Here is a 15188-nt window from a genome sequence, read left to right as displayed (position 1 = left end):
TCCCGTCGGGACCGCCATTTTGGCTTGGTAGCTCAGTCGGTAGAGCAAAGGACTGAAAATCCTTGTGTCGGCGGTTCGATTCCGTCCCAAGCCACCATTTAAAGCCGGTGTAGCTCAATTGGTAGAGCAACTGACTTGTAATCAGTAGGTTGGGGGTTCAAGTCCTCTTGCCGGCACCATGGTTCTTATATATGTGGAGGGGTAGCGAAGTGGCTAAACGCGGCGGACTGTAAATCCGCTCCTTCGGGTTCGGCAGTTCGAATCTGCCCCCCTCCACCATTTGATTTTCATAGGGGCATAGTTTAACGGTAGAACAGAGGTCTCCAAAACCTCCGGTGTGGGTTCGATTCCTACTGCCCCTGCCAATTATATTTTTGTGGCGATTGTGGCGAAGTGGTTAACGCATCGGATTGTGGTTCCGACATTCGTGGGTTCGATTCCCATCAGTCGCCCCATTTTCAGATATTTTTTTTTATACATAATGGGCTATAGCCAAGCGGTAAGGCAACGGACTTTGACTCCGTCATGCGTTGGTTCGAATCCAGCTAGCCCAGCCATTTATATGCGGAAGTAGTTCAGTGGTAGAATACAACCTTGCCAAGGTTGGGGTCGCGGGTTCGAATCCCGTCTTCCGCTCCAAAAGTATGGCGGCATAGCCAAGTGGTAAGGCCAAGGTCTGCAAAACCTTTACCACCGGTTCGAATCCGGTTGCCGCCTCCATAAAATGCCGGTGTGGCGGAATTGGCAGACGCGCACGACTCAAAATCGTGTTCCTCACGGAGTGCCGGTTCGACCCCGGCCACCGGTATCATAAGGTCGAAAACAAAAAGCTCTTGCTCGATTTAATCAGGCAAGGGCTTTTTTGTTTTTTTTTCGCTCTCTATCCATCTCTTCTTTTAAATAAGGGACGTGGATTTTTCTATGCCTTTGAAAATCCTTCCAACTTATCTATTGACTTTTGCTTTCAAAAATTTAAAAATAAACTGAACGTATTATTATTTTCATAAAATATGAAAGGGGTCTTTCTGTGCTTGAAAAGTATTGTTTAACATCATTAGAACAGCTGAAGATTATGACTGAGCCTATAAGAAGCAAAATTTTGTGGGAAATCCAGGAAGAAGCAAAAACAGGGACGATGATTGCCGAATTGATAGGACTTTCTGCACAAAAGGTTCATTATCATTTATCGGAGCTGGAAAAGGCAAATATTGTAGTGGTGGAAAAGACAGTAATAAAGAATGGGATTGTCCAAAAGTTTTTCAGGCCAGTTGCGAAGGAAATTTCGTTTGAGAATCTTTTACCCTTATATGGAGATATGGAAAGTCAACTTTCTGAAAGCGTTAGGGAAAATATGATGGGGTCGTTGGATAAAACAAAAACGATTTTAAAGAAAGCGGATTCAGAAGCTATTAGGGATCTAAAAAATCTTAAACAGTTTTTTATCACGTCAAAATTAACAGGCGGACAGTATTTAGAAATCAAAAGGAAGTACAACGAAATATGGGAAATGCTGCAAGAATATAATAAAGAAAATTCTCAAAGTAAGGAAGCGATTTTTCACCATTTTAATCTGATGGCGTTTCCAATTGAGAAAGGGACGGAGGAAAATTAGTGAAGATCTTAGTAATTGGCGGGACCAATTTTGTTGGCAGGCATATTGTGGATGCTGCAGTTAAAAATAACCATAAGGTGACGATGTTCAATCGTGGTCAGTCTAATACGGATACCTTCCCTGGAGTAGAGAGGCTTTATGGGGACCGTGACGGAGATTTAAGCGTTTTAAGCGGACGAAAATGGGATGCCGTGATTGACTCTTGTGGTTACTTTCCAAGAGTAGTCAGACAATCTGCAGAAGTATTAAAAGAGGCTGTAAAAACCTATGTCTTTATTTCCACGATCTCTGTTTATTCAGATTTCTCAAAGGAGGATATAGATGAAAATTCTCCTGTTTCTGTATCAGAATATGAACTTCCAGAGGAAAGAACACCCGACAATTATGGTCCGCTTAAAGTGCTGTGTGAAGAAGCAGTAAAGGAAGTATTCCCGGGCAGAAATGTTATCGTACGCCCAGGGTTTATTGTAGGACCGTACGATTATAGTGACAGATTTACCTATTGGGTAGATCGAGTGGCGCGCGGTGGAGATATACTCGCTCCTGGAGAGCAGCAGTCTCCTCTCCAGCTAATAGACGCAAGAGATATGGCAGATTGGATAATAGCTTTATTGGAACAAGGAGCAACTGGCACTTTTAATGCCACTTGCCCGAAAAACTCCTACAGTTTCGAAGAGATGTTAAGGGCAGGAATAGAAGGATTGAGGAGCGATGCAAAACTGCATTGGGCCAGTGATAACTTTTTGGATGGAAAAGTGCAATCTTTTATAGAACTGCCATTCTGGATACCAAAATCCTGGAAAACACCTGGATATTTCACTGTTAATACTGACAAAGCGCTTAATTATGGCCTTAAGACAAGGCCAATAAAGGAGACATTCATTGATACCTGGGAGTGGAGCAAAAAGCGTCCACTTGGAAAAAGAGAGGCGGGGTTGGATGCCCAGAAGGAAATTGATATTCTAGGCAAACTAAATGTATAAAATAAGAATTGAATGGCTAGAAAATATATGGGTGCTTTTTTACTGCATCTTACAGCTGTCCCATCATATTTCAGTTGATGAATAATCATTACAGCGTCTGAAACAGCTATTTTTACAATCGAAGTTTTAAATTATTTGATCGACGTCCGAAGATTACTGCAAAAGTAAGGCAATGTAAAAGAATGAAGGCAAATGCAAACATAATGCTTTGCCTTCAAATGCTAAATCAGAAAACGTGAGCTGTAAATCGGACATTTAAAAAAACTATTGAAGTTGGGTTTAATTCCATAAAAATCCGGGTATAAAGTATCTTAAAAAGTTTAATAAAAATGCTTGCAAGTATGCATAAAAGGGACTATAATATTATTTATCAACGAAAACAAACAAGTTTCGACAAAGTTCAACAAAACAACATGCGGGTGTAGTTTAATGGTAAAACCTCAGCCTTCCAAGCTGATGTCGTGAGTTCGATTCTCATCACCCGCTCCATACATAAGCCAACGCAGTGTTTCGTTACACAAGAGAACGAAGCATTGCGTTTTTTAATGCCCTTTTTAAGGGCTGTTCAATAAAATTAGCATGCCACAGTCCTGGACACTGTGGATTTTCTATTTTTTCTGGCATTTTTCTTCATAAGCCCTAATCAAATTCTCTTCTATAAAATGTTGAGAAGTGTTCGGAGAAAAATCCAGGTTCAAAGTTTGCCTGCAGAAGAAAGCATTTAGGAATGTGTGAAAAATTGAAAATACAGGAATAAATATTTATACTTATTTCAGCGGTTATTAAAAATAACTAAATGTATAATAATAAAGCCAAAAAAGAGGTGACGTTATTTTGGCTGATAAAGAAGAGAATTTACCTTGCCCGAAATCGGAGTTATGCCCTAAATTCGAAGCAGCAATGGAATTATTGAGTAAAAGATGGGTCGGATTGGTTGTTACTCAATTGCTGGCAGGAAAGAAGAGATTCACTGAGATTTCTTCTTCACTACCCATCAGCGGCAGACTATTATCCGAAAGACTGAAGGAATTAGAGGAACATAAAATTGTAAAAAGGGTCGTTTATTCGGAAACTCCGGTAAGAATAGAGTACGTGCTTACTGAAAAAGGAATGGCTTTAGAGAAAGTAATTGATTCCATAACGCTTTGGGCTCAAGAATGGGATGGGAAATGACGGAAAAACTCGTATATTAGGCCGATGATCATCGTTTGATGGTCTTTTTTTTATAAAAAGTGTTTGTAGCTAATTTAAGTACTTAGCTTTTGTGATTAACCTGTATCGCTACTGTCCGAAAAACCTGCGGAGCCAGCCCGGCATTTGTTTCTTCCTTTCCTCTTATAGAATAAATCAAAAATAATAACTGCTTTCATCAAGAGAAGTCATTTTTCATTTACAATAAAGGTATAAAAAGGAAAAGGGGTGAAGAGAGAGAAAAATGGATAAAATGCACCTTAAAATTGAATTCAGCAGGCTTTTCAGAGGCTGCTGCCGGTTATCTTGCTTCATGTAATTTTCTGGGCTATCTTGTTGGAGCTTTCTGTGCCAGAAGAATTAATCATAAGGGCCACCCGAAAATTTTAATTCGGATATTATTCGCTAATATTATTTCGATTGCAGCTATGGGAGTAACAGATAATTATGTAATTTGGCTAATTCTCCGGTTTATTTCAGGGATTTCCAGCGGATTGATTTTTGTCCTTTGTTCAAGCTTTGTTTTAGACGCTCTCGCAAAAAGGGGACTTACAAGCTCGTCTGGATTTTTTTATAGCGGGGTAGGAATAGGAATTTTCATAACAGGAATTTCCGTCCCGTTATCGAATACTTATTTTGGATGGAAAGGAGCTTGGCTATTTTTGGCCGGACTTTCAGTTCTTCTCGGCTTTCTCGTTTCTGCCTGGCTGAAAGTGGTGCCTGAAACAAATGACAATAAGCAGAATGAAACGGTAGATAGGGATGAGAAAAATGACATCCTGCCATGGCTTGTACTGGCTTATGGCCTTGAAGGTTTAGGTTATATTATTAGCGGCACATTTCTGGTAGACATATTCAACGGAATTGCCGGATTCACGTTCTTTGTCTTCGTTAAGCTGGGTTTTTGTAGGTTTAGCCGCTATTCCCTCGACCTTTATCTGGGTAACTATAGCCAAGAGGTTTGGTTTTATTTTGTCCATCTGTCTGGGAATTGGTGTTCAGGCTGTCGGGGTACTTTTGCCCGTATTTTCCCCTAATATGGCTGGAGGTTTTCTGGGAGCTTTATTATTTGGGGCCACATTTATGGGGATCACCGCAATGACTACAACCTATGCACGGATGATTCAGCCTAACAATAGCAGCAGAGTAATTGGACTTTTAACAGGAGTATATGGTGTCGGACAAATATTGGGTCCGTCCATTGCCGGTTTCTTGGTATCACTTGCTGGAGATTACACCACCTCCTTATATTTTTCCGCAGCGGTCCTGTTAGCGGCAGTTTTACTTCTTTGCATCGGACAATGGATAAAATTCTATAAAACAAATAGAAGGGAAGATGTACAATGCCATATGTAAATATTAAGATCACTCGAGAAGGAGCTACAGTGGAGCAAAAAGAATTGTTAATTGAGGGAGTTACCAATTTATTAAAAGATGTTTTAGGGAAAAACCCTGCAACTACCGTGGTTGTAATCGATGAGGTAGATACCGATAATTGGGGAATCGGCGGGGAAAGAGTAACGGTTCGACGGGAGCGGGGCCAATAGATGAAAGCAATCGTTGTACCAAAGTTCGGCGGCCCAGAAGTTATGCAATATATGGATATGGATAAGCCGTCCATTTCATCAACACAGGTACTGATTCGTGTTGTTGCAACGAGCGTTAATTATGCTGATATTAAAACAAGATACGGGAACAAAGGGGAAGGGAAATTTCCCTTCATCCCCGGATTGGATTGTGCCGGTGTTGTTGAAGAAGTCGGGAAAGATGTGGTTCATTTAAAAGCAGGCCAGCGGGTTATTGCTTTTCCAAAGAGCGGTTCCTATGCTGAGTTTGCTGCTGCAGAAGAATATATGACATTTCCTATTCCGAATGGAGTTGATTTTCATACAGCAGCTGCCTGCCCGATTGTATTATTTACTTCTTATAAGTTGCTGGCGGATGTTGCAAGGATTGAAAAAGGCGAAACCGTTCTTGTTCACGCTGCATCCGGCGGGATTGGCACGACTGCAATTCAGCTTGCTAAGCTGTTAGGTGCGAGAAAGGTAATCGGAACAGTTGGCAGTGAAGCCAAAGTTGCAGCAGCCATTAATGCAGGGGCCGATGACGTGATTGTCCGAGAGAGTGAAGATTTTATCCAAAAAGTAAATGAGCTGACAGGCGGAAACGGTGTGGATGTAATTCTTGACTCCATTGCAGGAGATGTAGCGGCGGGAAGCTTAAAGTGTCTTGCGAAATTCGGCCGTATGGTGAATTTCGGAAATGCTTCTGGAGTGGCTGGTGAATTTAACACTAGCGAATTACATAACAGTTCACGAGCTGTGCTTGGTTTCAGTTTCGGGACTACTAGAAAGCATAGGCCTCATCAGGTTAGTCAAATCGCTGAGCGGGCACTTCCGTTTCTGGAAAAAGGGCAAATTAACCTTCAAATCGGAAGAATTTTTCCCCTTGCTGAAGCGGAACAGGCTAATCGGTTTGTAGAGAGCAGGGAGAGTACCGGGAAAATCCTGCTGGATGTTTCTCATGGTGTAAGCAATTAAGTTATGAATCTAGCTTTAAGACGATCCGGCAGATGGGGGTTACTGTGGAACAAATAAACTATGATGAAACACCAGGCTATAATCAGGATTTAGGATATCAAGTTAAACTTTTATTGAGGATTTTAGAAAAAGCGACTACCTTCCTCTAATCTTCAAAATCTCACAAAGAGAATTAGGTGAGTATTATGTGGGGGCAGGCTGCCTTGTGCAGACGGTTTGGAACTATCTATTAAACTTTGACCTAAAGCATGGAATCACAGATATTGATATCATTTATTTTGATTCGGTGGATCTTAGTCTGGAGAGTGAGCGGCAGATCGAAAAACACATCAGTTCCTTGCTTCAAGATCTTCCATTTAAGATAGATGTGAAGAATGAAGCGAGGGTGCATATGTGGTACGAAGAAAAGTTTGGTTTTAAAATTCGGCCCTATACTTCTTTGGGGGATGCAATTAATACATGGCCGACGACTGCTTCATCACTTGGTATCCGTCAAAAGGAAACCGGAGAATTTAAGGTGTATGCCCCTTATGGGCTGAACGATTTGTTTGGGATGATCGTAAGACCTAATAAAACCCAAATTACAAAGGCGATATATAACAACAAGACAGCAAAATGGCTGAAAAATTGGCCCGTGCTTAAAGTGATTCCCTGGGATGCTTAACTTGACTATTTTCAAAGAAATCGTATCGAGAGACCGTTGTTTCTTGATCCAATATTACTAAGGAGCCGTTTTTAAACGGCTTTTTTTGCTGAATAAATAACAAGTACAGAGGACCTAACTCCAGCCCCCAGCAGCTTTTTTTCTATAGGAAAAAGCCCCGAAGCATAGGACAAGCTCGTGCCGGCGTCACAGCTTTAGTCGACGTCCTTTTTGTCAGGGCGCCTGGGCTTTTCTGATGGGGCAAATTTCGCGGTTACTCCCGCTTTCAACTGATAGTCATTTAAGGTATGCTTTGGTTGGCAGCTAGTGTAACCATTATTTGCTTCTTATTTTGTATTTACTTGAACCACTTTTACTAACAAAGGAAAACGTCAGGGGATAATTATATACTAGGAGAGGCTGGAGATTTTTTGAGCATATGCCTGAGGTTATTATATGCTTGAAAATAGTGATCCGGCATGTCCAAAAGGCAGGGAGTTATATGCAAAAAAAACAAAATGATACAAAGCAATGGCGGGAATTTGTATCTCTTTTAAAATTGGAAAAACCGCCGGCACTGCTTGTATCAGCTGTTATTCTGCTTAGCTTGATTGAAACAGGTGCAGGGCTTGTGGTGCCTCTTTTTACAAAAAAATTGGTTGATCTAATATCAGAAGGCGGGATACAGGCAGGAATTATCTTTTTGCTTGCAGGTACATTTATCCTTCAAACCGTTTCTGGTGGTATTTCCTACTATATGCTGACATACATCGGAGAAAGAATGGTAGCAGGAATAAGGGAACATCTTTGGCGTCATATTCTAACGCTTCCCATTTCTTTTTTTGACCAAAACCAGTCTGGGGAAACGATGAGCCGGGTAACGCAGGATACCAATACGATAAAAACGGTGATTACCAACCATCTGGTTACATTTGTATCCGGAATCATTTCCATCATCGGCTCGGTAGTGATACTTATTATGCTTGATTGGAAAATGACGATGATTATGCTGGCAATTGTGCCTGTGTCTATGCTCATTATCATGCCGCTCGGACGGAAAATGTATAAGGTTTCAAGGCTTACACAGGATGAGATGGCGTCCTTGAGCGGCAACCTTGGCAGAGTTCTAAGCGAGATAAGGCTGGTAAAGGCCTATAACGGGGAAAATATTGAACAGGAAAAAGGCAAGCAGGGAATTCATCAATTGTTTCAATATGGACTGAAGGAAGCGCGCATCCAGGCCATTGTTTCTCCGTTTATGACAACAATCATGATGGTGATCCTAGTCGTGCTGATTGGCTATGGCGGTGTCCGTGTGGCTTCAGGCCATTTGACTGCGGGCACTCTGGTGGCGATCATAATCTATATGTTTCAGATTGTGGTGCCGTTCAGTCAAATTGCCTCCTTCTTTACTGCATTCCAAAAGGCGATGGGAGCTACGGAACGAATCAATTATCTGCTTGGGCTTCAGGCTGAAAACTATAAGGCGAATGAGGAAGCACCTGCAAATCAGGATCTGTCATTTTCGGACGTTTCATTTGGTTATGCCTCAGGAAAGGAAATTTTAAAAGGCATTTCTTTTTCTGTTCCTTCAAATAAAACGGTCGCTCTTGTTGGGCCGAGCGGCGGCGGAAAAACGACGATTTTTTCCTTAATTAAGCGTTTTTATAAACCATCCTCTGGCGACATTAAACTCGGCGGTGTTTCCATTCAGGATATCGAATTATCATACTGGAGACGGCAAATTGGATATGTTTCGCAGGAAAGTCCGGTTATGTCTGGAACTATTAAAGAAAATATCTGCTATGGATCTACAAGAGAAGTTACCCTGGTAGAAGTGCAGGATGCTGCGAGATCAGCGAATGCACTTGAATTCATAGTGAAACTTCCGAATGGATTTGAAACAGAAGTAGGGGAAAGGGGCGTAAAGCTATCAGGCGGGCAAAGACAGCGAATTGCGATAGCCAGGGCGATATTGCGGGATCCGCAAATCCTGCTGCTGGACGAAGCAACATCCAATTTGGACAGTGAATCTGAATTGCTGGTTCAAAGTGCGGTAAAGAATCTGATGGCTGGACGGACTACACTGATCATTGCCCACCGCCTTTCAACGGTTGTGGAAGCTGATCGTATTCTGGTTATTGAAAATGGAATAATCAGCGGAGAAGGAACGCATGAAAGTCTGCTTCAGCATCATGAACTCTATCAAAAATTGGCAAGGCAGCAGCTTAAGCTGAGAGAGGATTAAGATAGAAAAATGCAGTCCGGTATTAGCCGAACTGCATTTTTGTGCTTTACCCAGCCCAGAGGACGTGTGCATTAACCTGTCCTGTCTCTTTTAGGGAGTTTGTGGTGCTAATCGCAATGAACCACGCGATATTCTCCTTGTCCACCATGGATTTGCAGAAACATTTCCATCAAGGATCTGGTCATTTTATCGGCGCTTTCAATTCTTGTGGAAGGTCTGTGATAAACAAGCTGAAGGGCTTTATTTACAGACTCTGTCACCATTGTGCGCTTTGAATCAACAAAGGGACTGCCAAAGGGACCAGCCTCATCAGCGGAGTGAATCATATTCAGCATTGAATTGACTCGTCCGTTGATTCCTTCATATTCTTCTCCTGCTTCTCCGATATTTATATCAACATTTCCTTTAATTGCGTCGAGATTATAGATACCAATCGGTACTTCATATTCGAGTGAAAAAAAGTTATTAAGGTCAATCGCTGAATGAATGGGCGATAAGTAATTCTGTTTTTTGATTCTTCGATATAGGGCCTCTGCTGCGGGACGGTATCTGGCTGCATCAGTTCCTGCGGCCTTAAATACGGAACGCCATTCCTTTAGTCCAGGGAAATCATACAGATCCTTATCAAGCAAATCAAAATAAATTGATTCCTGAAAAAGCTGGAGCCTGCCTTTAAGCATTTGCGGGGATTCTCCAATCTCTATTCCGCGATAAATAATAACCCCTAATTTGAACCCAGGCACTTTTGCACAAATCTCAGGGTGTATAATTATTTCCAGTGGTTTCACCTCCAAAAAAGATTGAAAATAGTTTATGATAGAGATATGTGTCTATTTTACTATAATTGATATTTTTTAAAAAGATAACGATGTTAAATTTAGATGTTAGTTTTGGTACTATGTTGATTGGAGCGGAAGGTGCTAGATCCTCGAAAATGCATTCGCATTTCCTTCGTGCGGTGTTTATTCGAGGATGCTTATTTAACGTCCTGCGGAAGAAGCGGACCAAGGGAGACCCCACAGGCGGCAACGCCGAGGAGGCCATGGACCGCCACTACAGCGGAAATCAACAGGCAAGTCTGACAGAGCTAAAAAAGATGACGATGTTTAACTCTTTTCACAAATATAAATGACTTGCACCAGCTCTTTTCTAGGAAGGAGGGGAAATTATGGATTTTAACCAGCTTAAAGAAGAAGTTATATTATACAGCAGGGAAATTGGGATAAACAAAATAGGCTTTACGACTGCGAATACGTTCAGCGAGATGAAGAACAGGCTTCTGCAGCAGGAGGCATTGGGGTACCAGTCAGGTTTTGAAGAGAAGGATATTGAAAAAAGAGTGGATCCTGAACTGATTTTTTCAGCCACACCCAGATCAATCATTTCGATTGCACTTGCTTACCCGTCAAAAATGAAGAATGCTCCGCAAAGCACTAAAAGCGAAAGACGCGGCATCTTCTGCAGGGCATCATGGGGAACGGATTACCATGTAATTTTGCGGAAAAAATTGAAGCTGCTTGAAGAGTTCATTATTTCCCGTTTACCGGAAGCAGTAATGAAATCAATGGTCGATACCGGTGAATTGGTCGACCGGGCTGTTGCCCAAAGGGCCGGTATTGGCTGGAGCGGTAAAAACTGCGCCATTATTACTCCGGAATTTGGCTCCTATGTTTATCTTGGGGAAATGGTAACGAATATTCCATTCGAGCCGGATACTCCTATGGAAGACAAATGCGGTTCCTGCAATAAATGCATTGATGTTTGTCCGACCGGTGCACTTGTCCAGGGGGGACAATTGAATTCCCAGCGGTGTATTGCATTTTTAACTCAGACGAAAGGTTTCCTGCCCGATGAGTTCCGCAGCAAGATTGGCAACAGGCTGTATGGATGTGATACTTGCCAGACTGTTTGCCCGGAAAACAAAGGGAAGGACTATCATTTACATCCTGAAATGGAGCCCGATCCGGAAATAGCTAAACCATTACTCAAGCCTTTCTTAACACTTAGCAACCGTGATTTCAAAGAAAAGTATGGCCATATTTCAGGTTCTTGGAGAGGAAAAAAACCGCTGCAGCGCAACGCGATTCTGGCGCTTGCACACTACAAGGATGAAACGGCAATTCCCGATCTGATAGGGGTTATGGAAAATGATCCACGCCCGGTTCTGCGCGGAACAGCCGCATGGGCTCTTGGTAAAATTGGCGGAAATGAAGCTGAAACAGCCTTGCTTCGAGCGGTTAAAAAAGAGCAGGATCCTGAGGCCATCGAGGAAATGGAAAAAGGAATGAAGCTATTAAAACAAGTGTAAGGCGGGGAACCTGTCTTTTTATTATATTTAATATGCGTACAAGTTTCTTTTATTGTTACAATATTTACTGTTGAATTAGTTGAAAGTTCATACTATTATTTACAATAGAGTAAATAATAGGAAGGGTTTTATTGAGTGAAAAAATTTTCTGCAGTTGTCCTGACATTTGTCCTGATCCTTGGTGTTACATTTATTTCTATCGATAAAGCAGAAGCAGCAAAAACAAAAACAGTTACTTATAAGAACTGTACCGAGCTGAATAAGGTTTATAAAGGCGGCATTGCCCGTGCAGCTGCTGTGAAAAATAAAGGTGGAAAAACGAAATTTAAGCCCTTTGTTTCGAAGGCACTATATGATGCCAATAAAAAGAGTGATCGTGATAATGATTTAATTGCCTGTGAAAAATAGCCGCTGGTTTTGAAATAAGTTTTAAATGGAGACAACGCAGCCATAGGTGCAGCATTACTTTAACACAAAAAAGGATAGATCAGCAGAGTGTTCTGCTATGATCTATCCTTTTTTTATTATTACTTTACAGCAGCGAGCAATTGAACTTCAAGGCTGCCTCTTTTTCCATCCATAATTGTTTTAACAATAATTGGATATTCTTTGTTATTAAGGAATTTAAAGTCATTTCCGCCCCAAGATACGGTGGCATCTTTACCTTCTGGAACATAGCCGACAGTTTTGGAATGATGATGGAGTTCAATAATTTCCAGACCAGCCCTTTCAACAGCATTATAAAGGGTGCTTGATGTCTGGCAGATTCCGCCGCCAATACCTTCCACGAATTCTTTATTAACGATTTCCATCGCTTTCTGATAACCCCGTTCTACCGACCTTTCCCCAACTATTAAGTTGAAATAAAAGCGGTCTCCTGGACCGAGGACGATTTGATTGATAGCCTTTGCGGATAATGCTATATTATATGACCGGCCAGGCACGGCTGGGTTGAATTTTGTTTTATAGCTGCCGATGACTTTTTGCTGCACGGATGTGAGTGCCTCCTGGGAAACGTTGGGGGCAGATTCCTGAATGGGAAGGGCAATTTCTTTGTCAAAAACCGAAGCTTCTAACAAAGAAGCTTTTAATGCCTCTTCATCTAAAACAATTCGATTTTGGCCAGGAATTAATTTGCCGTTTTCCCCAATTCGGGCTGGTATCATTGGCTTATCGAATTTGTCCGCCATTTGGCCGACAAGGCTATCCACCTCTTTGGCCAATATCTCTTTTTCAAAGGATTTAGGGGCAAATGTTTCAACTACATCTTTGGTTCGGCTATCTATTAAATTTAAAGCTGATCCTGCCATTGCTTTTGCAGACAAAGCCTTTTCACTAGCCGAATTCTTAGCCATGGTCATCTGGGACTGCTCCGTTAAACTGCACCCGCTGAAAAATACCGCCGATGATACTAATAATACGAATCTCTTAATTTTGTTCTCCTCCAATAGATGAAATGGATATCTATTTGTATGTTCATTCTACATTACATATGACGTATTGGTAAGAGGATTGTTACATTCTTTTTGAAAAAATGTAAAATTTTTAACATAAAAGAACCTTTTTTAATATTGTTATCTTTCTGGTTTTTGGGGTATTAACCTAATAAATTAAAAAAAGGAAGGCAGGTATCATCATGAACCATGAATATAAATCCAATCTATTCGATAATGACAAGTACAGTGCTTCTTATTTGCGCGCAATGATGAACAAGGATGAAATCACGACTAGAAAAATCCTGCTTCAGGAATATACCGAATATACAGGAGAAGCTAATGAGATTATAAAAAAAGTCCAGCGCCAATATCTTCAAAATAAAAGATACAGCGAGATTGATAAAGCCTTGGATGAAAAGGATGAGGCAAGATTTCTCGCTTTAACATCAGATGACTGGGAAAGTAAAATATAAAATAGGAAGTTGTCAGAAAACCGGCGAGTTAAAATGCCGGTTCTTTCTTTTTTATCACGTGCTTTATAAGAATAAGCCCTCATAGCATATAAATAGAAGATATGAGAAGGAGGGTTTTCTTTGAAGAAACATCTTGAAAACCTGCTGAATGAAAGGGTTAATCATCTGGCAGGCAATTTGGAGAGCAAGCAGGAAAATGAAGGTGATATTCGGAAAATAGGTGCCCTTGCGGAGGACGGCAAAAGCATAGTGAAGGTAAAGGCGGCCGGGCAGGTGATTGCGGAGAGGAAGGACCTGGATGAAACGGTATTGGACTATTCTGTTCATATGCAGTATTTAATTAAACATGGCGACCTTTTTTACCTGGAAGAAGAGCTGGAGCAGCGGCAGGCCAGATTTATTTCTGGGGAACTGCAGGAAGACTGTGAGATTACTCCAAAATATAAAATCAAAGATGGAGACGTATTCAAGATGGAGGCTGGGGAAGGAGGTTTTTTCAGTTTAGAAAGGCTTGAGGATGAACGGGTAGCTTACACATACGACCGTTTAAAGGCGGTAAGGTATGCGGAACGATGGTGGAATGATTATAACCCTGCCTATAAGAAGTTTGAGGTGGATTGCACCAATTTTATCTCTCAATGCCTCCACGCTGGAGGCGCACCAATGTGGGGTGCTCCTAATCGTTCAAAGGGATGGTGGATGTCAAGGAATAGCTGGAGCTATAGCTGGTCTGTTGCCAATGCACTCAGAATATATCTTTCCAATTCAAGAACCGGATTGAGGGCAAAGGAGGTTAAGACACCTGGAGAACTGATGCTTGGAGATGTAATTTGTTATGATTTCCAGGGAGATGGCCGTTTTGACCATAATACAATAGTAACCGCCAAAGATGCGAACGGGATGCCGCTCGTTAATGCCCATACCTATAACAGCCGGATGAGAAACTGGGCATATAAAGATTCAACTGCCTATACGCCAAATATTAAATATAAGTTCTTTACGATTTTGGATGGGGATTGAGACGAATAGTGATATAATATTTGGTACAGTTTATTCATGAGGTGAGTTTTGGTGGCTATACACGTTGTTTTATATCAGCCTGAAATTCCAGCCAATACAGGGAACATTGCCCGTACATGCGCCGGAACGGATACGAGGCTGCACTTAATCCGTCCGCTGGGTTTTTCAACGGACGATAAAATGCTCAAAAGAGCTGGTCTGGATTACTGGGAGCATGTAAGCATTACTTATTATGATTCCTTGGACGATTTTTTTGAGACGAATAAGGGCGGAGAATTTTACTATATTACAAAATTCGGAAAGAAGACGTTTACGAATTTTGATTTCAGCGACCGTGACAAGGATCATTTTTTTATTTTTGGCAAGGAAACGACAGGGCTTCCTAAGGATCTGATCATGGAGCAGCAGGAACGTGGTCTCAGGATACCGATGAACGAAAATATTCGTTCTTTGAACCTGTCGAATACTGCGGCAATCTTGATTTATGAAGCTCTGAGGCAGCAGGATTATCCTAATTTGTTATAACAAGTTAACAATAAAGGTTTAATCTAACGCTGATGAGGGTTAGGAAAATGAGTGAGGTTTACGCAGAGAAAAATCTATGCGCTGGCAATATTTCAGAAGGCATTTATTTGAACCTGGTCTAAGCTCTGACGATCAAAAAATACAGATAACCAGCGGATAATTCCGTAATTTCGAAGAAGAATTTAATGCCTTTGCTTATAAAATGGCGC

16 protein-coding genes and 10 tRNA genes are annotated in these 15188 nt (G+C 41.4%); 24 read left to right on the top strand and 2 right to left on the bottom strand.

Annotated elements, in window-relative coordinates:
• The first annotated feature begins 21 nt into the window (after window positions 1-21).
• The 19 genes from CVD28_RS26375 (at window position 22) to CVD28_RS26285 (ending at window position 9217) form a co-directional block, all read left to right on the top strand.
• Window positions 22-97, top strand: a tRNA-Phe gene (locus CVD28_RS26375).
• A 6-nt stretch (window positions 98-103) separates the two neighbouring features.
• Window positions 104-179 (top strand) — tRNA-Thr (locus CVD28_RS26370).
• A gap of 16 nt (window positions 180-195) precedes the next feature.
• A tRNA-Tyr gene (locus tag CVD28_RS26365) sits at window positions 196-279 on the top strand.
• A 12-nt stretch (window positions 280-291) separates the two neighbouring features.
• Window positions 292-365: transfer RNA gene (locus CVD28_RS26360), tRNA-Trp, on the top strand.
• Between the two features lie 14 nt (window positions 366-379).
• Window positions 380-455: transfer RNA gene (locus CVD28_RS26355), tRNA-His, on the top strand.
• A 27-nt stretch (window positions 456-482) separates the two neighbouring features.
• Window positions 483-557: transfer RNA gene (locus tag CVD28_RS26350), tRNA-Gln, on the top strand.
• 7 nt (window positions 558-564) lie between these two features.
• Window positions 565-639 (top strand) — tRNA-Gly (locus tag CVD28_RS26345).
• A 7-nt stretch (window positions 640-646) separates the two neighbouring features.
• Window positions 647-720, top strand: a tRNA-Cys gene (locus CVD28_RS26340).
• A gap of 6 nt (window positions 721-726) precedes the next feature.
• Window positions 727-808: transfer RNA gene (locus CVD28_RS26335), tRNA-Leu, on the top strand.
• A gap of 219 nt (window positions 809-1027) precedes the next feature.
• Complete coding sequence (locus tag CVD28_RS26330; protein ID WP_101597625.1) at window positions 1028-1612, top strand: ArsR/SmtB family transcription factor; 585 nt, start codon at window positions 1028-1030, stop codon at window positions 1610-1612.
• Window positions 1612-2595, top strand: a complete 984-nt coding sequence (locus CVD28_RS26325) for an NAD-dependent epimerase/dehydratase family protein (RefSeq protein WP_101597624.1) — start codon at window positions 1612-1614, stop codon at window positions 2593-2595. The genes CVD28_RS26330 and CVD28_RS26325 overlap by 1 nt, the downstream gene beginning before the upstream one ends.
• A gap of 415 nt (window positions 2596-3010) precedes the next feature.
• Window positions 3011-3084: transfer RNA gene (locus CVD28_RS26320), tRNA-Gly, on the top strand.
• 411 nt (window positions 3085-3495) lie between these two features.
• On the top strand, window positions 3496-3768 hold the full coding sequence (locus CVD28_RS26315; RefSeq protein WP_101597635.1) for a winged helix-turn-helix transcriptional regulator: 273 nt from the start codon (window positions 3496-3498) through the stop codon (window positions 3766-3768).
• A gap of 173 nt (window positions 3769-3941) precedes the next feature.
• Window positions 3942-4823, top strand: coding sequence for a YbfB/YjiJ family MFS transporter (locus tag CVD28_RS26310; RefSeq protein WP_101597623.1), 882 nt, complete (start codon window positions 3942-3944; stop codon window positions 4821-4823).
• Complete coding sequence (locus CVD28_RS28395) at window positions 4708-5142, top strand: YbfB/YjiJ family MFS transporter (RefSeq protein WP_257985991.1); 435 nt, start codon at window positions 4708-4710, stop codon at window positions 5140-5142. The genes CVD28_RS26310 and CVD28_RS28395 overlap by 116 nt, the downstream gene beginning before the upstream one ends.
• Window positions 5130-5333 carry a 2-hydroxymuconate tautomerase family protein gene (locus CVD28_RS26300; RefSeq protein ID WP_101597621.1) on the top strand — a complete coding sequence of 68 codons (204 nt, stop codon included), beginning with the start codon at window positions 5130-5132 and terminating at the stop codon, window positions 5331-5333. Before CVD28_RS28395 ends, CVD28_RS26300 begins: the two co-directional genes overlap by 13 nt.
• Window positions 5334-6326, top strand: coding sequence for a quinone oxidoreductase family protein (locus tag CVD28_RS26295; protein WP_101597620.1), 993 nt, complete (start codon window positions 5334-5336; stop codon window positions 6324-6326).
• A 112-nt stretch (window positions 6327-6438) separates the two neighbouring features.
• On the top strand, window positions 6439-6990 hold the full coding sequence (locus CVD28_RS26290) for a nucleotidyltransferase family protein (protein ID WP_101597619.1): 552 nt from the start codon (window positions 6439-6441) through the stop codon (window positions 6988-6990).
• 481 nt (window positions 6991-7471) lie between these two features.
• Window positions 7472-9217: an ABC transporter ATP-binding protein gene (locus CVD28_RS26285; RefSeq protein WP_101597634.1), complete on the top strand. Its 1746-nt coding sequence runs from the start codon at window positions 7472-7474 to the stop codon at window positions 9215-9217.
• A 107-nt stretch (window positions 9218-9324) separates the two neighbouring features.
• Here the strand turns inward: CVD28_RS26285 and CVD28_RS26280 are convergent, their stop codons facing one another.
• A complete protein-coding gene (locus tag CVD28_RS26280) occupies window positions 9325-9996 on the bottom strand; it encodes a B3/B4 domain-containing protein (protein ID WP_101597633.1) in 672 nt (223 codons plus the stop codon).
• 389 nt (window positions 9997-10385) lie between these two features.
• Between CVD28_RS26280 and queG the strand changes: the two genes are divergently transcribed.
• On the top strand, window positions 10386-11525 hold the full coding sequence (gene queG, locus CVD28_RS26270; RefSeq protein ID WP_101597617.1) for a tRNA epoxyqueuosine(34) reductase QueG: 1140 nt from the start codon (window positions 10386-10388) through the stop codon (window positions 11523-11525).
• Between the two features lie 135 nt (window positions 11526-11660).
• Window positions 11661-11933: an excalibur calcium-binding domain-containing protein gene (locus CVD28_RS26265; protein WP_101597616.1), complete on the top strand. Its 273-nt coding sequence runs from the start codon at window positions 11661-11663 to the stop codon at window positions 11931-11933.
• A 119-nt stretch (window positions 11934-12052) separates the two neighbouring features.
• Here CVD28_RS26265 and CVD28_RS26260 read toward each other — a convergent pair whose 3' ends face one another.
• Window positions 12053-12886, bottom strand: a complete 834-nt coding sequence (locus CVD28_RS26260) for a VanW family protein (protein WP_101597615.1) — start codon at window positions 12884-12886, stop codon at window positions 12053-12055.
• A gap of 275 nt (window positions 12887-13161) precedes the next feature.
• Here CVD28_RS26260 and CVD28_RS26255 point away from each other — a divergent pair, with 275 nt between their 5' ends.
• The 3 genes from CVD28_RS26255 (at window position 13162) to trmL (ending at window position 14979) form a co-directional block, all read left to right on the top strand.
• Window positions 13162-13434, top strand: a complete 273-nt coding sequence (locus CVD28_RS26255; protein WP_101597614.1) for an IDEAL domain-containing protein — start codon at window positions 13162-13164, stop codon at window positions 13432-13434.
• 120 nt (window positions 13435-13554) lie between these two features.
• The gene (locus CVD28_RS26250; protein WP_257985989.1) at window positions 13555-14454 is read left to right on the top strand and encodes an amidase domain-containing protein; all 900 of its coding nucleotides are present in this window, start codon (window positions 13555-13557) and stop codon (window positions 14452-14454) included.
• A 51-nt stretch (window positions 14455-14505) separates the two neighbouring features.
• Entirely contained in the window at window positions 14506-14979 is a 474-nt protein-coding gene (gene trmL / locus CVD28_RS26245) for a tRNA (uridine(34)/cytosine(34)/5-carboxymethylaminomethyluridine(34)-2'-O)-methyltransferase TrmL (protein WP_101597613.1), read from the top strand.
• The last annotated feature ends 209 nt before the right edge of the window (window positions 14980-15188 follow it).

This window comes from Bacillus sp. M6-12, from assembly GCF_002860285.1.
In the GTDB taxonomy this organism is placed as follows: domain Bacteria; phylum Bacillota; class Bacilli; order Bacillales; family DSM-1321; genus Peribacillus.
The sequence above is the reverse complement of the archived record's forward strand: the minus strand, read 5'-3'. Positions and strand labels throughout refer to the sequence as shown.